Here is a 22,123-nt window from a genome sequence, read left to right on the forward strand (position 1 = left end):
GCATGCACAATTCCGTCCCACGGGTAACGCGGGAGTGAGCGCGCTTCAACGCTGGGTGACGTCAAGGTGAATTGCGGGGGTCGACCGGGCCCGGAAAGGGCGCTGTCAGTGGGTGACCGTACGATCGAACGATGTCCGGTACCACCTCCCCTTCGGTGAACTCTTCCCGTCGCGGCCGTCGCTCCTCCACCATGGGCGACATGCCTCTCAACGACATGCCGTGGTGGCGCTGGCGCAGCAACGTGCGCTCGGCGCTGCACATGCTTTCGGATCCGGGGTTCCACGAGACGACCTGGCTGGCCGGCCAGGAGGGGTACGGCGACGTCACCGACGCCGTCTACCGCCTGGTCGAGGACACCTGGCTGGACAACTGGTCCGCCGAGAAGTACGTGGGAACGATCTTCCGCGACTCCGGCGAGGCCGCCCTCGTGGACGTGGCCGTGCTGCGGGTGCTGCGGATCATGCACCAGGTCGGCCCGGACGCGCCGGTCTCCGCGTATCTGGAGCACCACGGGTGGCCGGAGGCGGTACGGGCCGCCCGCGAGGCACACGTACGGATGGCGACGGCGGACGGCGAGGACCCCGAGGTGCCCCCGCGTTCCCTGGAGATCCTGCGCATCATGACCCGTTCCGCCTGACGGACGGCGGCGCGGGACGGTCCGCCCGGTGTGGCAGGCTGGGCCAATGACCGACCAGTACGTCCTGACTCTCTCCTGCCCCGACAAGCAGGGCATCGTGCACGCCGTGTCGAGCTATCTCTTCATCACGGGATGCAACATCGAGGACAGTCAGCAGTTCGGGGACCGTGACAGCGGTCTCTTCTTCATGCGGGTCCACTTCTCGGCGGAGGCGCCGGTCACGGTCGAGAAGCTGCGGGCCAGCTTCGCCGCGGTGGGCGACGCGTTCGCGATGGACTGGCAGATCAACCGGGCCGACGAGCGGATGCGCGTCGTGCTGATGGTGTCGAAGTTCGGCCACTGCCTGAACGACCTGCTGTTCCGCTCGCGGATCGGCGCGCTGCCGGTCGAGATCGTGGCGGTCGTCTCCAACCACACGGACTTCGCGGAGCTGGTCGGCTCGTACGGCGTCCCGTTCCGGCACATCCCGGTCACCAAGGACACCAAGGCGGAGGCCGAGGCCGAGCTGCTCGCCCTGGTGGACGAGGAGAACGTCGAGCTGGTCGTCCTCGCCCGCTACATGCAGGTCCTCTCCGACGACCTGTGCAAGCGGCTCTCCGGGCGGATCATCAACATCCACCACTCCTTCCTCCCCAGCTTCAAGGGCGCCAAGCCCTACCACCAGGCGCACGCGCGCGGGGTGAAGCTGATCGGTGCCACCGCGCACTACGTGACGGCCGACCTCGACGAGGGCCCGATCATCGAGCAGGAGGTCGAGCGGGTCGGCCACGAGGTGACCCCCGACCAGCTGGTGGCGACCGGCCGCGACGTGGAGTGCCAGGCGCTGGCCCGGGCCGTGAAGTGGCACGCCGAGCGCCGCATCCTGCTCAACGGGCGCCGCACGGTCGTCTTCGCCTAGCCCCGGCGGCCGACGGCGCCCCGTCCGGGACCCGCGGCGGCCCGCTACATCCGGCTCAGGGAGGCCGCCGCGCACAGCACGTCGCGGATCGCCTCCCGGTCGCCGTCCTGCCCCGCCGCGGCCTCCTCCGGCGGGACGTGCCCGGCGACCAGCTGGAAGAACTCGACGCCGTCCATCGCCACCTGGGCCACCGCGCGCTCGCGGGTGCCGAGCGCGGCGGGCGAGTCCAGGGCGATGAACCAGTGCCCGCCGCCCGCGCCCTCGATCTCCAGGTGGAGGGAGCGGCCGGGCGAGCCGGCCGTGACCAGTTCGCGGGCCGGGGCCGCCAGGCCGGTGCGGCGGCGTCCGGCGAGGGTCGCGGGCAGCAGCCGGGCCGCGAGGTCGATCATGCCGTGCATGTGCGCGCCGCTGGGCGGCTCGTACGGGTAGTCCACCGCCCGCGCGATGTCCCCGGCGTGCACCCAGCACTCGAAGGCCCGCTCCAGGAGCGAGTCCCGCAGCGGCAGCGCGAAGTCCCCGTAGGTCACCGTCAGGTCGGCGACCCCGCGGCCCGCGAAGGACGCGGTGCGGATGAGGGTGTGGCTCTGCTCCCGCCAGGGCTCGCGGATCGCGCGGGTCGGCGGCCGGTCCGCGCTGTTCCAGTACGCCTCCGTCCGCTCGGTCGGCGTCAGTTCGCCCGCGCCGCCGGCACCCAGCGGGTCGTCGAGACCGAGCGAGGCGGCCACCAGGCCGTCCACGGCGAGGAGGTGCCCGATCACCCCGGCCACGGTCGTCTTCCGGTGCACCCGCCGCTCGTCCTCGAACCACTTCAGGCGCACCGGCGCGTGCCACTCCGGCTCGCCGATGTCGCGCAGCAGCGCGTCGAGCCGGGCGGTCTCCGCGTCGTACGGCCCGGCCCAGGCGGGCACGGGGATACGGGCCGGGCGCCGGCCCAGACAGCCCTCCAGGACCCGCGAGCGCAACAGCGGGTCGAGGTCCAGGTCGCGTTCGGAGTGCAGCAGCCCGACCGCGTCCCGCAGCCGCAGCGCCTCGTCGGCGCAGGGCGCGCACTCGGTGAGGTGGTCCTCGACGGCCTGCGTCTCCTCCGCCGAACAGGCGGACAGCGCCCAGGCCCCGAGCAGGGATTTCAGCACCCGGTGGGGGAGCGGCTCCGGGGCCGGGTCCGGAGCGGGCTCCGGGGCCGCGGCCGAGAGGTCCGCGTGGTCGTCCGCCGCCCATCTGGGCCCCGGTATCCGCGGGGCGCGGGCGGTCTCCTCGGGGTCGCCGTCCGCCCCGCTCACAGCGGACGCCCGTAGGAGCCGGGTGGCGGGGAGCCCTCGATCGAGCGGGTGTTGGCGGTGGAGAGCAGCTGGAGGCCGAGCCGCAGCCTGCGCCGCGCCTCGTCCTCGGTGACGCCCAGGTCGGCGGCGGTCTGCCGGTAGTCCCGGCGCTGGAAGTAGGCCAGCTCCAGGGCCTGCCGCAGCGGCGTCGGCATCGAGGTGACGATGAAGTCGGCGCGGGCCGCGACCGAGGCCCGGCGCACCTTCTGCTCCAGCTCCTCGGCCGAGCCCTCGCCGCGCTCCGCGTAGGCCGTCGCCTCGGACTGGCGCAGCCGGTGCACGGCCTGCCGCTGGGTGAGCCGGGCGACCCAGGCGCGCATGTTGCCCTGCTTGGGGTCGTAGGAGTCGGGGTTCTCCCAGATGTAGCCGAAGACCTCGCGGGTGATCTGGTCGGCCGCGTCGTCGTCGTCGAGGACCCGGTGGGCCAGGCTGTGCACGAGGGAGGCGAAGCGGTCGTACAGCTCGCCGAGGGCCGCCGCCTCGCCGCGCGCGAGGCGCTGCTGCATCCTGCGGTCCCAGCGCGGTGGTGTGTCCTTCGCCATCCGAAGCCCTCCCGACGGCCCGGCCCTCCTGACCCGGGTTCTCCCCCAAAGTAGTGGGCCGGGACCCGGCGCACTCCTCTTTGCCGCAAGTGCGCCCTTGACGGCTGACCCGGTGGTAAGGAATGGGGCAACCTGGCCGCCGGGGGTTTCGCGGCGCCCCGACTGGGCAGCGGGAGGGACACAGGAAGCACTGCCTCCGTTTGAAAGGCGCCGCTCGTGACGATCCGGGTCGACGAGGACGAGCAGAATCCATGGACCGTGCTGCGCATCAGCGGCGAACTCGACCTGGTGACCTCGCCGCTGATCCGCAGACGCGTCCACGACGCCGTGGCGGGCGGCCGGCACGACGTGGTCCTCGACCTGTCCGAGGTCCGCTTCTGCGACTCCAGCGGCGTCGGCGTGCTGGTCGCCGCCCGGCGCCTGATGCGCTCCTGCGGCGGACGCCTCCGGCTGATCCTGCCGGCCCGCGGCGCCGAGGACGGCGCCCACGTCAACCGGGTGCTCGCCGCCCTGGGCGTACGCCGCCTCTTCGAGGTGTACGAGGACCTCCCCGCCGCCCTCGACGAGACGGCCGCCCCGCTGAGGCCCGTCGCCCGGGCCTCCTAGGCGGTCGGCGCGCCCCTCTCGGTGAGGGCCCCGTCGGCCAGCCGCAGCCACCGTTCCACCCCGATCTCCCGCAGGAACCGCTCGTCGTGGCTGATCACGACGAAGGCGCCCCGGTAGGCGTTCAGGGCGCTCTCCAGCTGGCCCGTGCTGACGAGGTCGAGGTTGTTGGTCGGCTCGTCGAGGAGCAGGAGGTGCGGGGCCGGTTCGGCGTACAGGACGCAGGCCAGGGTGGCGCGCAGGCGTTCGCCGCCGGACAGGTCGGCCACCGGCAGGTGGGCGCCGGCGCCGCGGAAGAGGAAGCGGGCGAGCAGGTTCATCCGCTCGGCCTCCGGGCGGTGCGGCGCGAAGTCGGCGAAGTTCTCGGCGACGCTGCGCCGCGGGTCCAGCAGGTCCAGGCGCTGGGAGAGGACGGCGATCCGCCCGTCGGCCCGCTTGAGCGCGCCGCCGTCGGGGTCGAGGTCGCCGCCGAGCAGGCGCAGCAGGGTGCTCTTGCCCGCTCCGTTCGGGCCGGTGAGCGCGATGCGTTCGGGGCCCCGGACGGTGAGGTCGACGCCCGGTTCGGCGAAGACGGGCCGGTCGCCGAGCCGGGCCTGGAGCCGCTCGCCGACGAACAGGGTGCGGCCGGCGGGGACGTCGGTGTCGGGCAGGTCGAGGGTGAGGCGCTGCTCGTCCCGCACGGCGCGCCCCGCCTCGTCGAGGCGGGCCTGGGCGTCGCCGACCCGGGTGGCGTGGGTCTGCCCGGAGCGGCCGGCCGACTCCTGCGCGGAGCGCTTCAGGTTGCCGGCGACGATCCGGGGCAGGCCGGCGTTCTTCAGGTTGCGGGCGGCGTTGCTCTGGCGCCGCTCGGCGCGTTCGCGGGCCTGCTGCATCTCCCGCTTCTCCCGCTTCAGCTCCTGCTCGGCGCTGCGCACGTTCTTCTCGGCGACCTCCCGCTCGGCCCGCACGGCCTCCTCGTAGGCGGTGAAGTCGCCGCCGTACAGGCGCAGTTCCCCGCGGTCGAGTTCGGCGATCCGCTCCATCCGGTCGAGCAGGGCGCGGTCGTGGCTGACGAGCAGCAGGCAGCCGTTGAAGTCGGTGAGGACCTCGTACAGGCGGTGCCGGGCGGTCAGGTCGAGGTTGTTGGTGGGTTCGTCGAGGAGGAGCACGTCGGGCCGCTTCAGGAGCTGTCCGGCGAGCCCGAGGGAGACGGCCTGGCCGCCGCTGAGCGTGCCGAGCCGCCGGTCGAGGGCGAGCTCGCCGAGGCCGAGGCGGTCGAGCTGGGCGCGGGTGCGTTCCTCGATGTCCCAGTCGTCGCCGATGGCGGTGAAGTGCTCCTCGGCCACGTCGCCGGACTCGACGGCGTCGATGGCCCGGATCACCGCGTCGACGCCGAGCACCTCGGCCACGGTGAGGTCGCCGGTCAGCGGCAGGCTCTGCGGGAGGTAGCCGAGGGTGCCGTCCACGGTCACCGTGCCCGCGCGGGGTCGCAGGACGCCGGCGATCAGCTTGAGCAGGGTGCTCTTGCCGGAGCCGTTGGGGGCCACCAGACCGGTGCGTCCGGCGCCGACGGCGAAGGACAGGTCGGTGAAGACCGGGGTGTCGTCCGGCCAGGAGAAGGAGAGGTGGGAGCCGACGATGGCGGCAGAAGACATGGAGGTGACCTCGTACGTGAAGGAGGCGAGGGCAGGACGGAGCACTGCCCTGGCGGGGGGAACGGAGAAGGGGACGACTGGGGGGCCACTGGGGCGGCGCTCACACGCGCCCTCCGGTGGCCGGCTCACATCCGGGACTCACCCGGAGATGTCGTCGTCACCCGCCATGTCCGCCGCGCTCCTCTTCGTACGGTCGATGTCCGTTCCAGGCTAACAGGACGCCTTTCCTCCGGCAGGGATTTACGGCCTGCCGGAGGGCGGGCCTCCGCTCAGGCGTACCGCTCGCGCAGCTGGTACTTGAGGACCTTGCGCAGGGTCTCGTTCCTGGGCAGGGCGTCCACCAGCTCCAGTTGTTCGGGCAGTTTGAAGACCGAGAGGCCGGCCGTGCGGAGGAAGGCCGTGACCGCCTCCAGGGTGAGCGGTTCGGCGCCCTCGGGCTGTTCGATCACCGCGCAGACGCGTTCGCCGCGTTCGGCGTCGGGCAGGCCGATGACGGCGGCGTCGCCGACGCCGGGGTGCTCGTGGAGGAGGTCCTCGATCTCCTTGGCCGAGATGTTCTCACCCTTGCGGATGATGATGTCCTTGGTGCGGCCGGTGAGGACGAGGTGGCCGCTCTCCGTGAGGTAGCCGACGTCGCCGGTGATGAGGAAGCCGTCCTCGTCGAAGGCGCCGGCGGTCTGGGCCGGGTCCAGGTAGCCGCGGCAGACGGCCTCGCCGCGCAGCCGGACCTCGCCGTCGGCGGTGACGCGTATCTCCATGCCGGCGGGCGGGCGGCCCTCGGTGGTGGCCAGGTTCTCGGGGGTGTCGCCGGGATCGCCCATGGTGATCATGGGGACCTCCGTCATGCCGTACCCGTGGGTGAGCTGGCAGCCCATCTCGCGGACGACCGCGTGGTAGATCTCCGGCGGTTTCGGGGCGCCGCCGCCCGCGAGGAGCCGCAGGGTGGGGATGACCGGCTCGCCCGGCTGCTTGCGCTGCTCGGTGAGGAACATCGAGTAGAAGGCGGTGGACCCGCCGGCGACCGTCACGCCGTGCTTGCGGTACTCCTCCAGGGCCTCCGGCAGCGCGAACTGTTCGAACATGACCGCCGGGAACCCGTAGAGCAGCAGCATCACCGTGTAGTCGGGGCCCGCGATGTGCGCGTACGGGAAGGCCATCGAGCCCACGTCGGCGTCGCTGAGGTGCAGGGCGTGGGCCAGGCAGGAGCCGCCGGCGAGGAGGGAGCGGTCGGTGTGCAGGACGCCCTTCGGGTCGGAGGTGGTGCCGGAGGTCCAGTAGATCCAGCGCACGTCGGTGCCCGAGGCGGGCGGCGGCGGGAGCACGGCCGGGTCGCCGTCGGGCAGGTCGTCGTAGGTCTCCAGGATGCCGCGCGCGCCGAGCCGCCGGGCCATCTCCGTGTGGTCGAATCCGCGCCAGACGCCGGGGACGGCGAAGTACTCGGCGCGGGACTCGCGCAGCGCGAAGCCGACCTCCTTGTCCCGGTAGAAGGGGATCACCGGGGTCTGCACGGCGCCGAGCCGGGCCAGCGCGAACGAGAGCACGGCCGTCTCGATCCGGGTCGGCAGCTGCCAGGCGACGACGGACCCGGGCCGCACCCCCTCCCCGTACAGTCCGGCCGCGCAGCGCTCGGCGCGGTCGCGCAGCTCCCCGAAGGTCAGGGTGCGGTCGCCCTGGAGCAGGACGGGCCGGTCGGGGGTCAGCTCGGCGCGGCGTTCGACGAGCTCCCAGAGCGTGCGGGACTCGCCCAGGGCGTGTGCGGTCTCGTTCATCCCGTACTCCTCATGGCTGACGTTCCGTCAGATGGTGCGGTGAGCGTAGAGGTCCGGCGCTTGTCGGTCCAGGGGTGCGGGGCTAGCCTGACCCCATCGGATCTGACGGGTCATCAGAAATGGGAGAGGGTCCATGACGGAACTGCCCCGCATCATCAGCGTCGACGACCACGTGATCGAGCCGGCCCACCTCTTCGAGACCTGGCTGCCGGCGAAGTACCGCGACCGCGGGCCCAAGGCCCTCACCGCCGGGATCGGCGAGCTCGCCTACGTCGCCGGGAAGTACCAGATCACGATGGACCCCGACGGACCGCCCACCGACTGGTGGATCTACGAGGACCTCAAGTTCCCGTACAAGCGCAACATCGCCGCCGTCGGCTTCGACCGCGACGACATGACCCTGGAGGGCATCACCCGCGCGGAGATGCGCCGCGGCTGCTGGGACCCCAAGGCACGCCTCGCCGACATGGACCTCAACCACGTCGAGGCCTCGCTCTGCTTCCCCACCTTCCCCCGCTTCTGCGGGCAGACCTTCGCCGAGGCCCACGACAAGGAGGTCGCCCTCGCCTGCGTCCGCGCCTACAACGACTGGATGGTCGAGGAGTGGTGCGGCGACAGCGGCGGCCGGCTCATCCCGCTGTGCATCATCCCGCTCTGGGACATCGGCCTCGCCGTCGCCGAGATCCGGCGCAACGCCGCCCGCGGGGTCAAGGCCGTCACCTTCTCGGAGATCCCCACCCACCTCGGACTGCCGTCCATCCACTCCGGCTACTGGGACCCGTTCTTCGCCGTCTGCCAGGAGACCGGCACGGTCGTGAACATGCACATCGGCTCCAGCAGCCAGATGCCGGCCGCCTCCCCGGACGCCCCGCCCGCCGTCCAGGCGTCCCTCTCCTTCAACAACGCGATGGCGTCGATGATGGACTTCCTCTTCTCCGGCGTCCTGGTGCGCTTCCCCCGCCTCAAGCTGGCCTACAGCGAGGGCCAGATGGGCTGGATCCCGTACGCCCTGGAGCGCGCCGACGACGTGTGGGAGGAGCACCGCGCCTGGGGCGGGGTCCGCGACCTGATCCCCGAGCCGCCCTCCACGTACTACTACCGGCAGATCTTCTGCTGCTTCTTCCGCGACAAGCACGGCATCGCCTCGCTCGACGTCGTCGGCCGCGACAACGCCACCTTCGAGACCGACTACCCGCACGTCGACTCCACGTTCCCGCACACCAAGGACGTCGCCCTCGACCACGTCAAGGGCCTCGACGACGAGACCGTCTACAAGCTCATGCGCGGCAACGCCATCCGCATGCTCGACCTCGGAATCGTCTGATGGAGCTGGCCTACACGGACGAGGAGGAGGAGTTCCGGGCCCGGCTGCGGGAATGGCTCGCCGCCGCGCTGCCCGGCCTGCCGCCCAAGCCCGACCCGCTCGACTGGCCGGCCCGCCGCGCCTACGACTGCGGCTGGCAGCGCCGCCTCCACGACGCCGGGTACGGGCACGTCCACTGGGACGCCTCCCCGACCCAGCGCCTGATCTTCCTGGAGGAGACCGAACGCGCCGGCGCCCCCTACGTCGGCGCCAACTTCGTCGGCCTCCTCCACGCCGGACCCACCATCGCCGCCGAGGGCACCCCCGAACAGCGCGACCGCTGGCTCGGCCCCGTCCTGCGCGGCGACGAGGTCTGGTGCCAGGGCTTCAGCGAGCCCGACGCCGGCTCCGACCTCGCCGCCCTGCGCACCCGGGCGGTCCGCGACGGGGACGCCTACGTCGTCACCGGCCAGAAGATCTGGACCTCCCACGCCGAGGCCGCCGACTGGTGCGAACTCCTCGTCCGCACCGACCCGGACGCCCCCAAGCACCGGGGCATCAGCTGGCTCGCGATGCCCATGGACGCCCCCGGGATCACCGTCCGGCCGCTGCGCACCCTCGCCGGGTCCACCGAGTTCGCCGAGATGTTCCTCGACGAGGTGCGGATCCCGGTCGCCAACCGGGTCGGCGAGGAGAACGACGGCTGGCGGGTCACCATGGTCACCCTCTCCTTCGAACGCGGCACCGCCTTCGTCGGCGAGGTCGTCGCCTGCCGCCGCGTCCTCGGCGAACTCGCCCGCACCGCCCGGAAGAACGGCACCTGGGACGACCCCGTCCTGCGCCGCCGCCTCGGCCGCCTCGGCGCCGAGTTCCAGGCCCTGTGGCGGCTCACCCAGTGGAACGTCAGCGAGGCCCAGGCGAGCGGCGGCGTCCCCGGCACCGGCGGCTCCGTCTTCAAGCTGCGCTACTCGCACGCCCGCCAGGAGCTGTACGACACGGCCGCCGCCGTCCTCGGACCCGAGGCGCTCGACCTGGCCCGCGAGTGGAACCAGGACCGGCTCTCCTCGCTCTCGTACACGATCGCCGCCGGCACCTCGCAGATCCAGCAGAACATCGTCGCCGAGCGCATCCTCGGCCTGCCGAAGGGCCGGTGAAGCCGTCCATGGACTTCCGACTCACCGAGGACCAGCGGGCACTCAGGCGAGGCGTACGGGAGCTGCTCGACCGCCGCTTCGGCCGGGACGCGCTGCGCGCCGCGGTCGACGGCGGGGGCCCGGCCGGGGCCGTGCTCGACCGGGGGCTGTGGCGCGAGCTCGGCGCGGCCGGGTTCTTCGCGCTCCGGCTCCCCGAGGCGGCCGGCGGCGTCGGCCTCGGCCTCCCGGAGGCGGTGCTCCTCTTCGAGGAGGCGGGACGGGCGCTGCTGCCGGGGCCGCTGATCGCGACGCACCTGGCGGCGGGGGAGGTGCCGGGCGCCGAGGACGGGTCCGTCGTGGTCACCGCGGTCGACCCGAGCGGGCTCGTCGAGTGGCTGGACGCCGCCGACGTGGTGTTGGGGGACGCCGCGGGCGCCGTGCCGGTGCGGAGCGTCGACCCGTTGACGCCCCTGCACCGGGCGGGGACGGCGGCGGCCCCCGCCGCCGTCCACGAGGTCTCCCTCCTCACCGCCGCCGAGCAGCTCGGCTCCGCCGCCCGCACCACCGAGCTGGCCGTCGCCCACGCCCGCACCCGGGAGCAGTTCGGGCAGCCGATCGGCGGCTTCCAGGCCGTCAAGCACCTGTGCGCGCAGATGCTCGTACGAACGGAAGTAGCCCGGGTCGCCGTCTACGCCGCCGCCGTCACGGGCGATCCGGTCGAGATCGCGGGGGCCCGGCTGCTCGCCGACGAGGCGGCGACCGCGTGCGCCCGGGACTGCCTCCAGGTGCACGGCGGCATGGGCTTCACCTGGGAGGCCGATGTGCACCTGCACCTGAAACGGGCCTGGGTGCGGGCCGAGCGGGGACTCTCGGGGGCGGCGGCGGAGGAGCTGGTCGCGGGCGCGCTGTAGCCGGGACGTCACACAGCGTCGATACCTTGTTGTGTCCTTCGGCGGGGTCGTCACATACCGGAGTCGGCCCCCGGCTCCGGTACGCTCCGTGGGATGCGAGTGCTTGTGGGCCCGGATCGCACCGGTGCCGCCCCCGGGGCGGTACCGCGGTCGGGAATGCCCGCCGCTCGCACCCCGTGGCGGCTTCGTGCGCGCCCCTGTTCGACTCCCTGCGGCGTGCGTCGCACAGTATGGACCATGCGTACTCCTTCGCGCTGGAATATGCCCGAAGCGCTTGTTGCGGTGACTGTACGTCAACCATGCTGTCCCACAAGGGAATCACGTTCCGTTAGGTCGTCGAGGACGCCGGTTCGGATGGTGTGAACGGTGCAGGTGCTTCAGGTTCAGTTGGAGGTCGGAGCCGATCCGGCCGAGGTGGGACGCGCCCGGCGGTGGGCCCGGTCGCGGCTGGCGGGGTCGGGGATAGGGGACGACGAGCCGCTGGCGGACACGCTGGTGCTGCTCATCTCCGAACTCGTCACCAACGCGGTGGTCCACACGGGCTGCCCGGCCGTCCTGCGGATGCTGTTCGGCAGGGGCGGGGTGCGGGTCGAGGTCGCCGACACGAGCGAACGCCCGCCGAAGCCCCGGCACGCGGAGGGCGAGGACACCAACGGGCGGGGCCTGGAGCTGGTCGACGGGCTCGCCGACCGGTGGGGCTGGCAGCGCGAGGGCGCGGGCAAGAGCATCTGGTGCGAGGTGGACCGGGCTCCGGCCGTGGGTCCCGTCGCGCAGGGCTCACCCGCCCGGGTGCACTGTTGACGGTTCGTGGCGAATTGATCACTCTTGGGTGAGCGATTCGTACGGCGAGGGGAGTCGAGGGGCGTCATGCCCCTCGACCGGCGCGGGTCGTGACGGGTGGCGGCGTTCGTGCCGTGCTCGGGGCGCGCGCGAGTGCGCCGCCACCCCGCCGTCCCGCGCGGGCCCGGGTCGCCGCGCCCGGTCCGGCGGCCCCGGTTCAGTGGCCCCGGTTCAGAGCACGGCGACCGGTGCCACGGGCGTGCCGGTGCCGCCCACGAAGGGCTCGGGCATCGCCGAGAGCAGGAACGCGTACCGCCGCTCCTGTGCACAGGCTGTGGACAGTTCCTCCAGATTCCAGTTCTGCCCCTGGAGCATGCCCATCTCGACCAGGTCGAGGGCGTGCACGGGCAGCCACAGGTTCTCGATCTCCGGCGGGAAGATCTCGAAGGTGAGCGTGTCGTTGGCGACCGCCGCCACGTCCCGCGCGTGGAACCACTCGGGCGTCCGCACCGACAGGCCCGGTGACGGGAACGCGTACCCGTGCCGGTCCCCGGCCAGATACGCCTGGATCTGCCCGGTCCGTACGAGCACGATGTCGCCCGCGCGTACGGTGACCCCGCCGAACTCCGCCGCCTCGTCGAGGTCCTCCGGCGTGACCGCGTGGTCGCCCGGCAGCCGGTCCACGCCCTTCGCGGCGGCCACGTCGAGCAGCACCCCGCGGCTCACCAGGTGCCGGGCGGTGTGGATGCCGCTGAACTGCGAGCGCCCGTGCGGGGTGATGGAGTCCGCGGGCCGCCCGTTGTAGATCCGCCCCGAGTGCGAGACATGGGTGAGCGCGTCCCAGTGGGTGCCGGCCTGCAGGCCGAGGGTCACGGCGTCGTCGCTGGTGGCGACCGTGCCGGGGCCGAAGAGCTCCTGGTTGATCTGGACCATGACGTGCAGCGGGTTGACCCGGCCGGGGATCATGCCGGTCTGCACGCCGTCCTGTTCGAGGGCGACGGCCAGCGGCACGCGGCGGCCGGTGCGGACGGTGGCGGCGGCCTCGCGGACCACCTCGTCGGTGATCAGGTTGAGGGTGCCGATCTCGTCGTCCCGGCCCCAACGGCCCCAGTTGTTGACGCGCTTGGCGATCTCGTGGAATTCGGGCGGAAGAGCGCTGGGCGAAGACATCGGGCCTCCGGGGTCTTGTTTTCCGGTATCTGACGGGCCGTAGAATCCTGACGACGACAGAATCTAACGGGTCGTCAGAAACCGCGGGAAGGGGCCGGGCGTGGGGAACTTCTTGGCAGGGAAGGTCGTCGCCGTGACGGGCGCGGGGCGGGGGATCGGCCGCGCGGTCGCCCTCGCCTGCGCGGCGGAGGGCGCGAAGGTGGTCGTCAACGACTACGGGGTCTCCATCGAGGGCGGCGAGCCGACCAGCGAGGTCGCCGAGTCCGTCGTCAAGGAGATCGAGGCGGCCGGCGGCGCGGCCGTCGCCGTCGCCGACGACATCTCGACCATGGCGGGCGGGCAGCGGATCGTCGACGTGGCGCTCGCCGAGTACGGGCACCTCGACGGCGTCGTGTGCGTGGCCGGCATCCTGCGCGAGCGGATGCTCTTCAACATGTCCGAGGAGGAGTGGGACCCCGTCGTCGCCACCCACCTCAAGGGCACCTTCACCGTCTTCCGGGCCGCCTCCGCGGTCATGCGCCGCCAGGGCGGCGGCACCCTCATCGGCTTCACCAGCGGCAACCACCAGGGCTCCGTCGCGCAGGCCAACTACTCGGCGGCCAAGGGCGGCATCATCTCCCTGGTCCGCTCGGCGGCGCTCGGCCTCCACAAGTACGGCGTCACGGCCAACGCGGTCGCGCCGGTCGCCCGCACCCGGATGTCGGCCAACGTGCCGATGGAGCTCAAGGAGATCGGCGAGCCGGAGGACGTGGCCGCGCTCGTCGTCTACCTGCTCTCCGAGCGGGCCAGGGCCGAGAAGATCACCGGCCAGGTCTACACGATCGCCGGCCCCAAGATCGCCGTCTGGGCCCAGCCCCGCGAGCTGCGCGCCGGCTACGCGGAGGGCGGCGCCTGGACCCCGGAGCGGATCGCCGACTTCCTCCCGGGCACCGTCGGCACCGACCCGATGCCGATGCTTCAGCAGCTGGAGGAGATGGCGCGCGCCGCCGCGGCCAAGGACCGCCCCAACTCCCGTAAGGAGAACGGATCATGAGGGGGGTCGTCTTCGACGGGAAGCAGGTCCGGGTCGTCGACGACCTGGAGGTGCGCGACCCCGGGCCCGGCGAGGTGCTGGTCGGCATCGCGGCGGCCGGGCTGTGCCACAGCGACCTCTCGGTCGTCGACGGCACGATCCCCTTCCCCGTGCCCGTCGTCCTCGGCCACGAGGGCGCCGGGATCGTCGAGGCCGTCGGCGCCGGCGTCACCCACGTCGTGCCGGGCGACCACGTGGCCCTGTCCACCCTCGCCAACTGCGGGGCCTGCGCCGAGTGCGACCGGGGGCGTCCGACGATGTGCCGCAAGGCCATCGGGATGCCGGGGCAGCCGTTCTCCCGCGACGGGCAGCCGCTGTTCCAGTTCGCGTCGAACTCCTCCTTCGCGGAGAAGACCGTCGTCAAGGCCGTCCAGGCCGTGAAGATCCCCACCGGGATCCCGCTGACCTCCGCCGCCCTCATGGGCTGCGGCGTCCTCACCGGCGTCGGCGCCGTCCTCAACCGGGCCAGGGTCGACCGCGGCGAGACCGTCGTCGTCATCGGCACCGGCGGCATCGGCCTCAACGTCCTCCAGGGCGCCCGGATCGCGGGCGCCACCACGATCGTCGCCGTCGACACCAACCCGGCGAAGGAACCGGTGGCCCGCGACTTCGGCGCCACCCACTTCCTCACCTCGACGGACGCGGTGCGGGAGATCCTGCCCACCGGCGCGGACCACGTCTTCGAGTGCGTGGGCCACACCGGCCTGGTGCGCACCGCGATCGACCTGCTCGACCGGCACGGCCAGGCCGTCCTGCTCGGCATGACCGCCCCGAAGGCCGAGGCGAGCTTCCTGCCGGCCGCGATGTTCCTGGACAAGTCGATCCTGGGCTGCCGCTACGGCTCCTCCCGCCCCCAGAAGGACATCGCCCTCTACGCCGACCTCTACCTCTCCGGCCGCCTCCTCCTCGACGAGCTGGTCACGGCGACGTACCCGGTGGAGGAGTTCGCACGGGCGGTGGAGGACGCGGAGCAGGGGAAGGTGGCGCGGGGGGTGCTGACCTTCTGACCGGCGGGCCCGCCTCCCGGCCGTCCCGCGCGGTCAGCCCACGGCCCCCGCCGCCCGGAAGGTGCGCCGGTAGGCCGTGGGGGTCACGCCGATGGCCGTCTGGAGGTGCACCCGCAGGGACTGGGCGGTGCCGAAGCCGGAGTCGTGGGCGATCTGGTCGACCGGGAGGCCGGTGGACTCCAGGAGGTGACGGGCGCGTTCGACGCGTTGCTGGGTCAGCCACTGGCCCGGGCTGACGCCGACCTCCTCGCGGAAGCGGCGGGTGAAGGTGCGCACGCTCATCGACTCCCGGACCGCCAGGTCCCGCAGCTGGATCGGCTCGTGGAGGTGGGCGAGGGCCCAGGCGCGGGCCGCGGTCGTGGTCGAGGTCCCGGTCTCCGGCACCGGCCGCGCGATGTACTGGGCCTGCCCGCCGTCCCGGTGCGGGGGCACGACCGTGCGCCGGGCCACGTCGTTGGCGACGCCGGTGCCGTGGTCGCGGCGCACGATGTGCAGGCACAGGTCGATCCCGGCGGCGACCCCGGCCGAGGTCAGCACGTCGCCGTCGTCCACGAAGAGGACGTCCGCGTCGACCCGCACCCGGGGGAAGCGGCGCTGGAAGTGCTCGGCGGAGGCCCAGTGGGTGGTGGCCGGGCGCCCGTCGAGGTAGCCGGCGGCGGCCAGCACGTACCCGCCGGTGCAGATGGCGACCAGCCGGGTGCCGGGCCGGACGTGCGCGAGCGCCGCCGCGAGCTCGGGGGTCAGGCGGCCCTCGTCGTGGACGGGGCCGAGCTCGTACGAGGCGGGGACGACGACCGTGTCGGCGGTGGCGAGGATCTCGGGGCCGTGCTCGACGTGCACCGAGAAGTCGGCGTCGGTCCGCACCGGCCCGGCGGCCGTCGCGCAGGTGACGATCTCGTACAGCGGCCGTCCCTCGGGGTCCTTGGCGCGGCCGAAGATCCGGTGCGGGATGCCCAGTTCGAAGGGGAGCAGTCCGGGCAGCGCGAGGACGGCGACCCGGTGCGGACGCGTGCTGTTCACAGTCGGCTCGACCTCCGAAATACAGTGGTGGTCCAGACCACTCCACTGATACGTCTGTGTGCTCGTGACGGACAACACGTACAAGTCTGAGGCCGACGGGCGGATTCCCGCTCCCGTCGAGCCGCCCGCACCCGCCGAGGCCCTCCCCGCCCCCACCGGGCCGCCCGCTCTCTGGAACCGTAACTTCCGGCTCTTCTTCGTCGCCCGCGCGGTCGCCGTGTTCGGCGAGGGGATGGTCCCGGTCGCCTTCGCCGCCGGACTCATCGGCGCAGGTCACTCCGGCTCCACCGTCGGCTACGCGCTCGGTCTGTGGACCGCGTCCTTCGCCGTCTTCGTGCTCTTCGGGGGCGTCCTCGCCGACCGTTTCACCGCGCGGCGCATGATGATCCTCGCCGACCTGCTGCGGCTGCCCGGCGCCGTGCTGCTCGGGGTCACCTTCGCGCTCGGCAGCCCGCCGCTGTGGGCCGTGTACGCGCTGTCGGCGGTCAGCGGCATCGGCGCCGCCCTGTTCCAGCCGGGCGTCGCGTCCACGATCCCGCGCATCGCGCCCGACGTGCAGCGGGCGAACGCGGTGCTCCGGGTCGTCGAGGCGCTGATGACCATGGCGGGCCCGGCCGCCGCCGGTCTGCTCGTCGCCCTGTGGAACGCCGGCGCGGCCTTCGCCGTCAACGGCGCCGCCTTCGCGGTCAGCGCCGTCTGCTTCACCCTGCTGCGGATCGCGCCGGTCCCCTCCGACGGGATCGCGCGCGGCTCGATGGGCGCCGAACTCGCGCTCGGCTGGCGCGAGTTCCGGTCCCGCAGCTGGCTGTGGGGGGTCATCGCGATCTGGACGGTGTACGGGCTGACCGTCGCGGGCCCGATGGTGCCGCTCACCGCGAGCCTGGTGACCGGGCAGCACGGCTCGGCGACGTACGGCGTGCTGATGGCCGTCAACGGCGCGGGCAGCGCCGTCGGCGGCCTGCTCGCGCTGCGGCTCCGCCCGGTCCGCCCGCTGGCCGCGGGCGCGGTCGCGCTGCTCGGTCTCCCGGTGAACCTGCTGCTGCTCGGCACCGACGCGGCCGTGCCGCTCCTGTACGCCGGCCAGTTCGTCGGCGGCGCGGCCTTCGCCTTCTGGCTGGTGATGTGGTCGACGGCGGTCCAGACGCACGTCCCGCAGGACGCGCTGAACCGGATGCACGCGTACGACGTGGCCGGATCCCTGCTGATGATGGGCGTCGGCCGGACCCTGTCGGGCCCGGTGGCCGCGGTGGTCGGCACGGAGCGGGTGCTGCTGGCCGGGGCGGGGATCGCGGTGCTGGTGGTGACGGCGCTGCTGGTGGTGCGCCCGATCAGGACGCTGCCGAGGCTGTAGGAGGGGGAAGGGGGTCGGGGGTGTGGCCCGGCGGGTGTGGCCCGTGGGCGTGGCCCGAGGCGGCGGCCCGTGGACGTGGCCCGAGGCGGCGGCCCGGCGGTGTGGCCCGATCTGTTGGAAACGCGTCCTCCGGGCCAATGGTGGCGAGGATCCGTCGGCCGGATCCTGTATGACGTGACCCAGTCAACCGACACAGCCGCGACCGCACCGTCCCCCGAGTCCCCCGAGTCCCCCTCGTCCCCCGAGCCCCCCGCCCGCCCTCGCCCCACCCCCCGCGTGCACCGCGCCTGGTTCGTCGCGGCCGTCACCTTCGTCACGATCATCGGGGCGGCGGCCTTCGCCTCGCTGCCGGGCCTGCTCGTCGAGCCGCTGCACGGCGAGTTCCGGTGGTCGCGCGGCACGATCGGCTTCGCGGTCTCCGTGAACCTCGCGCTGTACGGCCTGACGGCGCCGTTCGCGGCGGCGTTGATGGACCGCTTCGGCATCCGGAAGGTCGTCGCGGTCGCCCTGACGGTCATCGCGGCCGGCTCCGTCCTCACCGTGTGGATGACGGCTGCCTGGCAGCTGGTCCTGTTCTGGGGCGTCCTCGTCGGCCTCGGCAGCGGCTCCATGGCGCTGGCGTTCGCCGCGACGGTCACCAACCGCTGGTTCGTCGCGCGCCGCGGCCTGGTCACCGGCATCCTGACCGCGGCCGGCGCCTCGGGCCAGCTGGTCTTCCTGCCGCTGCTGTCCTGGCTGGTCGAGCACCACGGCTGGCGCCCCGCCGCCGTCACGGTCGCGCTGGCCGCGCTCGTGGTGGTGCCCTTCGTCTGGCTGCTGCTGCGCGACCACCCGGCGGACGTGGGCCTCGCCCCGTACGGCGGGGAGTACGCGGCCAAGCCCGCCCCGGTCACCGGCGCGGCCCGCCGGGCGCTCACCGTCCTGTTCAAGGCGGCCCGCACGGGCCCCTTCTGGCTCCTGGCCGGCACCTTCGCGATCTGCGGCGCCTCCACCAACGGCCTGGTGAAGACCCACTTCGTGCCCGCCGCCCACGACCACGGCATGCCGGTGACCGCGGCGGCCGGACTGCTCGCCGTGATCGGCGTCTTCGACGTGGTCGGCACGGTCGCCTCGGGCTGGTTCACCGACCGCTTCGAGGCCCGCCGCCTCCTCGCCGTCTACTACGCCCTGCGCGGCGTCTCCCTGCTGTTCCTGCCGATGCTGCTGGCCCCGGCCGTGCACCCGCCGATGCTCTTCTTCATCGTCTTCTACGGCCTCGACTGGGTCGCCACGGTCCCGCCGACCATCGCCCTGTGCCGCGAGCACTACGGCGAGGACAGCGCCATCGTCTTCGGCTGGGTCCTCGCCTCCCACCAGGTCGGCGCCGCCGTCGTCGCCTTCGCCGGCGGGGTCGCCCGCGACGTCTTCGGCTCCTACGACATCGTCTGGTACGCCTCCGGCGCCCTGTGCGCGGCGGCGGCCCTGATGGCCCTGGTGATCCGGCGCCGGCCCCTGGCGGCTACGAGCTGAACCGCCCGAACCGCCCGCGGTGGAACAGCAGCGGGTCGGCCGTGCCGTCCGTGGCGCCGAGGGACTCGACGCGGCCGACCACGATCAGGTGGTCGCCGCCGGTGTGCACGGTGGTGATCGCGCAGTCGAGCCAGGCCGGGGCGTCCGGGAGGCGCGGGGAGCCGGTGGCCGGGGCGGGGGTCCAGGGGACGCCGGCGAACTTGTCGGCGCCGCTCACCGCGAAGGAGCGGCACAGCCCGCCCTGGTCGGCGCCGAGGATGTTGACGCAGAAGGTGCCGGCGCGGGCGATCCGGGGCCAGGTCGTCGAGGTGCGGGCGACCATGAAGGCGATCAGCGGCGGGTCGAGCGAGAGCGACGCGAAGGACTGGCAGGCGAAGCCCGTCGGCCCTTCCGCGTCCAGGGCCGTCACGATCGTGACCCCGCTCGCGAAGTGCCCGAGCACGCGCCGGAACTCGGCGGGGTCGACCGGAAGGCGTTCGTCGTCCCGTACGGCGCGCAGCACGGGGCGGGGCAGGGGTTCCACGGCCGTGGGCGCACCGGCCGACCTGAGGTATCGGACGGCGGTGGCCGCCATCCCAGCGTGTCCCATCACGCCGCCCATTGAAGCTGACGGGGCGTCAGATGAGAAGCCCCGTGGCTCAGTCGGCCTCGCCCACCGCCGCCTCGTAGGCGAGCAGGGTGTCCACGAAGAGGCGCCGCTGCTCCGCGGTCAGCGGGGCGAGGGCAGCGCGCCAGGCCGTGGCGCCCGGGGCCAGCCAGGCGGTGATGGCCGGGGTGTGGGCGTCGGTGATCCGGACGATCCGGCGGCGCCGGTCCCGCTCGTCCTCGCGCCGCTCCAGGACGCCCTTCCGGCTCAGGTCGCCCACGAGCAGGCTGACCGTGGTCGGCGCGACCTCCAGCCGGGCGGCGAGCTCGTTGACGGACATCGCCCCGTCGAAGAGGAGCAGGGCGAGCAGGGAGAGGTGGCGCGGGGCCAGGTCGAGGGAGCGCAGCGGCTCGGGTACGGGGATCCGCTTGGCCCGGCCGACCAGGCGGGGCATGAGCAGCAGCAGCTCGCGGACGGTGTCGTCGGCGTTCTCGGGCATGCGGCGGCGGTCTCCCTCATTTACCTTTGAATGCAAAGGTGTTTTACTGGCAAAGCTAAACCCCCTGCATCGTACGGAGGTTGGTCCGCCATGCCCCACTTCACCGTGCACATCCGCGAGGAGACCCTCGACGGCACCGTCGAGGCCCCCCTGATCCGCGCCCTCACCGACGCCGTCGGCTCCGTCTTCGGCGCCGGTTTCGCCCGCCTAGTCGGCGTCGACCTGATCGGCGTCCCGCAGCACCGCCGAGGCGTCGGCGGCGTTCCCAGCGACGCGCACGGACCGCACGTCACCCTCAGCATGCGCGAGGCCGCCTACCACCTCGCGGAGGTCCCCGACGCCCCCGCCCGCCTCGTCGCCGCCACGACCGACGCCCTCGCCGGTGTGCTCGGCGAGGGCGTGCGCGGACAGGTGATCGTCACGATCGCGGGCGTCCCGGACGGGCGTACGGGCGTGGCGGGCGCGGTCGCGTAGACCCCGGTCGGGCTCAGAAGTCGAGCACCTGGACGGAGTCGCTGTAATAGAGCGTGACGAAGGCGTGGTGGCCGTCGCGCGTCAGCACGATGCTGCTCGGGCCGGGGCCGGTGGGGACGGTGTCGACCACGGCGTTCGTACCGGTGTCGATCACGGACACGCCGTTCGACAGCTGGTTGACGACGTAGGCACGCCGCCCGTCGGCGCTCACGACGACGGCCGCCGGCCCCTCGCCCACGGCGATGGGACTGCCGATCACCTTGCCGGTCGTGGCGTCGACGACCTGCACCGTGCCGAACCGGTCCGTGACGTAGAGGTGCCGGCCGTCCGGTGTCACCGCGAGCCCGGTGGGGAGGTTGTCGATGTCGTACCGGCCGACGACCTTGCCGGTGGCCGTGTCGATGACCGACACGGAGCCGGGATCCCCGAAGCCGGCGACGTAGACGCGCCGGCCGTCCGGCGAGATCGCCAGGTCGACGGGGTTGCGGCCGAGCTTGATCTCGTCCGTGCGCGTGCCGGTCACCGTGTCGATCACGGCCACCGAGCCCGACCACGTGTCGGCGACGTAGGCGTGCCGGCCGTCGGGGGTGATCGCGATGCTGACCGGGACCTCGCCGACGCCGATGGTGTCGGTCCTCTTCCCGGTCGACGTGCTGTAGACGTTCACGGCTCCGTTGACGGAGAACGTCGTGTCGTCGGTGACGTAGGCGTGGCGTCCGTCGGGGGTGATCGCCACGTCGCCGGCGTCCTTGCTGACGCCGAAGCCGCCGACCACCGTCCTGGTGCTCGTGTCGATCACCGCGAGCCGGCCCGTTTCGGTGACCACGACATAGACGTGCCGGCCGTCCGGCGCCAGCGCGATGCCGTCCGGGGATTCGCCGACCTGGACGGTGGTGGGGGGAGCGGGCGCCGTGTCCGGTGCCGCCGTCGCCGGTGCCACCAGCGCACCCGCCAGAGCGAGCAGCGCGGCCAGCGCGAAACGGACGACACGGAAAGTGAGGATGCTCATGACGGAGTCTCCTGGCCCCTCTTCCAGGATGACGCCTTCTGCCGTGCCCGCAACCGCAGTTAGGAATCCGCCCCCGGCCTCACCGCCCCCGGCCTCACCGCCCCTCGTACGTCGGCGTCCGGCGTTCCACGAAGGCCGCCACCCCCTCCTGGGCGTCCCGCGTGGTCATGCAGAGCTCCTGGGCGTCCGCCTCCGCCGCGAAGGCGGTCGACCGGTCGGCGTCCACCGACGCGTTCACCAGGCGCTTGGTGAGGGCGAGGGCGCGGGTCGGGCCCTGGGCCAGGCGTTCGGCCCATTCCCGGGCCGTCTTCTCCAGGTCCTCCGCCGGGACCACCCGGTTGACCAGGCCCATCGCCCGCGCCTCGGCCGCCGGGACGGCGTCGCCGAAGAACATCAGCTCCTTCGCGCGCTGCGGGCCGATCAGGCGGGTCAGCAGGTACGCCCCGCCCCCGTCGGGCACGATGCCGCGCCGGGCGAACACCTCCACGAACTTCGCCGGTTCGGCGGCCAGGACGAGGTCGCAGGCGAAGGCCAGGTGGGCGCCGATCCCGGCGGCGGTTCCGTTGACCGCCGCGATCACCGGCTTCTCGCAGTCCATGACGGCCGCGATGAAGCGCTGGGCGCCTCCGCGGATCAGGCGCGCCACGTCGCCCTGGACTCGCTCCCCGGCGGCGGACGGTCCGCCGCGCAGGTCGGCGCCCGCGCAGAAGCCGCGGCCGGTGGCGGTGATCACCACCGCCCGGACCTCCGGGTCGGCGGAGGCGTCCGCGAGGAGCGCGATGATCCGTTCCCGTTGGTCCCAGGTGACCGCGTTCATGGCCTCGGGGCGGTTGAGCGTGATCCACGAGACGCCGTTCTCGACGGCGTGCAGGACGTCCGACATGGTTTCCCCCTCC

At 73.1% G+C, this 22,123-nt stretch carries 22 protein-coding genes; 12 read left to right on the forward strand and 10 right to left on the reverse strand.

The window, feature by feature from the left end:
- Positions 1-191: 191 nt before the first annotated feature.
- Positions 192-638 carry a hypothetical protein gene (locus AB0Q96_RS01695; protein ID WP_365321180.1) on the forward strand — a complete coding sequence of 149 codons (447 nt, stop codon included), beginning with the start codon at positions 192-194 and terminating at the stop codon, positions 636-638.
- Between the two features lie 46 nt (positions 639-684).
- Positions 685-1,536 (forward strand): formyltetrahydrofolate deformylase, encoded by an 852-nt coding sequence (purU, locus tag AB0Q96_RS01700; protein ID WP_365321025.1) that lies wholly within the window; start codon positions 685-687, stop codon positions 1,534-1,536.
- 44 nt (positions 1,537-1,580) lie between these two features.
- Here the strand turns inward: purU and AB0Q96_RS01705 are convergent, their stop codons facing one another.
- Entirely contained in the window at positions 1,581-2,816 is a 1,236-nt protein-coding gene (locus tag AB0Q96_RS01705) for a zf-HC2 domain-containing protein (protein WP_365321026.1), read from the reverse strand.
- Complete coding sequence (locus AB0Q96_RS01710; protein ID WP_365321027.1) at positions 2,813-3,397, reverse strand: sigma-70 family RNA polymerase sigma factor; 585 nt, start codon at positions 3,395-3,397, stop codon at positions 2,813-2,815. The genes AB0Q96_RS01705 and AB0Q96_RS01710 overlap by 4 nt, the downstream gene beginning before the upstream one ends.
- Positions 3,398-3,613: 216 nt before the next feature.
- Here AB0Q96_RS01710 and AB0Q96_RS01715 point away from each other — a divergent pair, with 216 nt between their 5' ends.
- Positions 3,614-4,003 carry an STAS domain-containing protein gene (locus AB0Q96_RS01715; protein WP_365321028.1) on the forward strand — a complete coding sequence of 130 codons (390 nt, stop codon included), beginning with the start codon at positions 3,614-3,616 and terminating at the stop codon, positions 4,001-4,003.
- Here AB0Q96_RS01715 and AB0Q96_RS01720 read toward each other — a convergent pair.
- Together AB0Q96_RS01720 and AB0Q96_RS01725 are read right to left on the reverse strand one after the other, a co-directional pair.
- Positions 4,000-5,634 carry an ABC-F family ATP-binding cassette domain-containing protein gene (locus AB0Q96_RS01720; RefSeq protein ID WP_365321029.1) on the reverse strand — a complete coding sequence of 545 codons (1,635 nt, stop codon included), beginning with the start codon at positions 5,632-5,634 and terminating at the stop codon, positions 4,000-4,002. The genes AB0Q96_RS01715 and AB0Q96_RS01720 overlap by 4 nt on opposite strands.
- A gap of 269 nt (positions 5,635-5,903) precedes the next feature.
- Positions 5,904-7,403 carry an AMP-binding protein gene (locus AB0Q96_RS01725; RefSeq protein WP_365321030.1) on the reverse strand — a complete coding sequence of 500 codons (1,500 nt, stop codon included), beginning with the start codon at positions 7,401-7,403 and terminating at the stop codon, positions 5,904-5,906.
- Between the two features lie 133 nt (positions 7,404-7,536).
- Between AB0Q96_RS01725 and AB0Q96_RS01730 the strand changes: the two genes are divergently transcribed.
- The 4 genes from AB0Q96_RS01730 (at position 7,537) to AB0Q96_RS01745 (ending at position 11,551) form a co-directional block, all read left to right on the forward strand.
- Positions 7,537-8,727 carry an amidohydrolase family protein gene (locus tag AB0Q96_RS01730; protein WP_365321031.1) on the forward strand — a complete coding sequence of 397 codons (1,191 nt, stop codon included), beginning with the start codon at positions 7,537-7,539 and terminating at the stop codon, positions 8,725-8,727.
- Positions 8,727-9,860 (forward strand): acyl-CoA dehydrogenase, encoded by a 1,134-nt coding sequence (locus AB0Q96_RS01735; RefSeq protein ID WP_365321032.1) that lies wholly within the window; start codon positions 8,727-8,729, stop codon positions 9,858-9,860. Before AB0Q96_RS01730 ends, AB0Q96_RS01735 begins: the two co-directional genes overlap by 1 nt.
- Positions 9,861-9,868: 8 nt before the next feature.
- A complete protein-coding gene (locus AB0Q96_RS01740) occupies positions 9,869-10,750 on the forward strand; it encodes an acyl-CoA dehydrogenase family protein (RefSeq protein ID WP_365321033.1) in 882 nt (293 codons plus the stop codon).
- A gap of 366 nt (positions 10,751-11,116) precedes the next feature.
- Positions 11,117-11,551 carry an ATP-binding protein gene (locus AB0Q96_RS01745; RefSeq protein WP_365321034.1) on the forward strand — a complete coding sequence of 145 codons (435 nt, stop codon included), beginning with the start codon at positions 11,117-11,119 and terminating at the stop codon, positions 11,549-11,551.
- 210 nt (positions 11,552-11,761) lie between these two features.
- On the opposite strand, the gene AB0Q96_RS01750 is transcribed toward AB0Q96_RS01745, so the two are convergent.
- The gene (locus AB0Q96_RS01750; RefSeq protein ID WP_365321035.1) at positions 11,762-12,700 is read right to left on the reverse strand and encodes a cyclase family protein; all 939 of its coding nucleotides are present in this window, start codon (positions 12,698-12,700) and stop codon (positions 11,762-11,764) included.
- 100 nt (positions 12,701-12,800) lie between these two features.
- On the opposite strand from AB0Q96_RS01750, the gene AB0Q96_RS01755 reads away from it, so the two are divergent.
- Positions 12,801-13,733 (forward strand): SDR family oxidoreductase, encoded by a 933-nt coding sequence (locus AB0Q96_RS01755; protein ID WP_365321036.1) that lies wholly within the window; start codon positions 12,801-12,803, stop codon positions 13,731-13,733.
- Complete coding sequence (locus AB0Q96_RS01760; protein ID WP_365321037.1) at positions 13,730-14,779, forward strand: Zn-dependent alcohol dehydrogenase; 1,050 nt, start codon at positions 13,730-13,732, stop codon at positions 14,777-14,779. The genes AB0Q96_RS01755 and AB0Q96_RS01760 overlap by 4 nt, the downstream gene beginning before the upstream one ends.
- Before the next feature lie 33 nt (positions 14,780-14,812).
- Here the strand turns inward: AB0Q96_RS01760 and AB0Q96_RS01765 are convergent, their stop codons facing one another.
- Positions 14,813-15,799, reverse strand: coding sequence for a helix-turn-helix domain-containing protein (locus AB0Q96_RS01765; protein ID WP_365321038.1), 987 nt, complete (start codon positions 15,797-15,799; stop codon positions 14,813-14,815).
- Between the two features lie 58 nt (positions 15,800-15,857).
- Between AB0Q96_RS01765 and AB0Q96_RS01770 the strand changes: the two genes are divergently transcribed.
- Both AB0Q96_RS01770 and AB0Q96_RS01775 read left to right on the forward strand, forming a co-directional pair.
- Positions 15,858-17,150, forward strand: a complete 1,293-nt coding sequence (locus AB0Q96_RS01770; protein WP_365321039.1) for an MFS transporter — start codon at positions 15,858-15,860, stop codon at positions 17,148-17,150.
- A 276-nt stretch (positions 17,151-17,426) separates the two neighbouring features.
- Positions 17,427-18,659, forward strand: a complete 1,233-nt coding sequence (locus tag AB0Q96_RS01775) for an MFS transporter (RefSeq protein ID WP_365321181.1) — start codon at positions 17,427-17,429, stop codon at positions 18,657-18,659.
- Here AB0Q96_RS01775 and AB0Q96_RS01780 read toward each other — a convergent pair.
- Together AB0Q96_RS01780 and AB0Q96_RS01785 are read right to left on the reverse strand one after the other, a co-directional pair.
- The gene (locus tag AB0Q96_RS01780; protein ID WP_365321182.1) at positions 18,649-19,233 is read right to left on the reverse strand and encodes a flavin reductase family protein; all 585 of its coding nucleotides are present in this window, start codon (positions 19,231-19,233) and stop codon (positions 18,649-18,651) included. The two genes, AB0Q96_RS01775 and AB0Q96_RS01780, sit on opposite strands and share 11 nt — an antisense overlap.
- Before the next feature lie 64 nt (positions 19,234-19,297).
- On the reverse strand, positions 19,298-19,744 hold the full coding sequence (locus tag AB0Q96_RS01785; RefSeq protein ID WP_365321040.1) for a MarR family transcriptional regulator: 447 nt from the start codon (positions 19,742-19,744) through the stop codon (positions 19,298-19,300).
- Positions 19,745-19,834: 90 nt separating this feature from the next.
- On the opposite strand from AB0Q96_RS01785, the gene AB0Q96_RS01790 reads away from it, so the two are divergent.
- Complete coding sequence (locus AB0Q96_RS01790) at positions 19,835-20,218, forward strand: hypothetical protein (RefSeq protein ID WP_365321041.1); 384 nt, start codon at positions 19,835-19,837, stop codon at positions 20,216-20,218.
- A 13-nt stretch (positions 20,219-20,231) separates the two neighbouring features.
- Here the strand turns inward: AB0Q96_RS01790 and AB0Q96_RS01795 are convergent, their stop codons facing one another.
- Both AB0Q96_RS01795 and AB0Q96_RS01800 read right to left on the reverse strand, forming a co-directional pair.
- Complete coding sequence (locus AB0Q96_RS01795; protein WP_365321042.1) at positions 20,232-21,227, reverse strand: YncE family protein; 996 nt, start codon at positions 21,225-21,227, stop codon at positions 20,232-20,234.
- A gap of 94 nt (positions 21,228-21,321) precedes the next feature.
- Entirely contained in the window at positions 21,322-22,110 is a 789-nt protein-coding gene (locus AB0Q96_RS01800) for an enoyl-CoA hydratase-related protein (RefSeq protein ID WP_365321043.1), read from the reverse strand.
- Positions 22,111-22,123: the final 13 nt, after the last annotated feature.

The sequence above is a fragment of the Streptomyces sp. NPDC093111 genome (genome assembly GCF_040683955.1).
GTDB lineage: Bacteria > Actinomycetota > Actinomycetes > Streptomycetales > Streptomycetaceae > Streptomyces.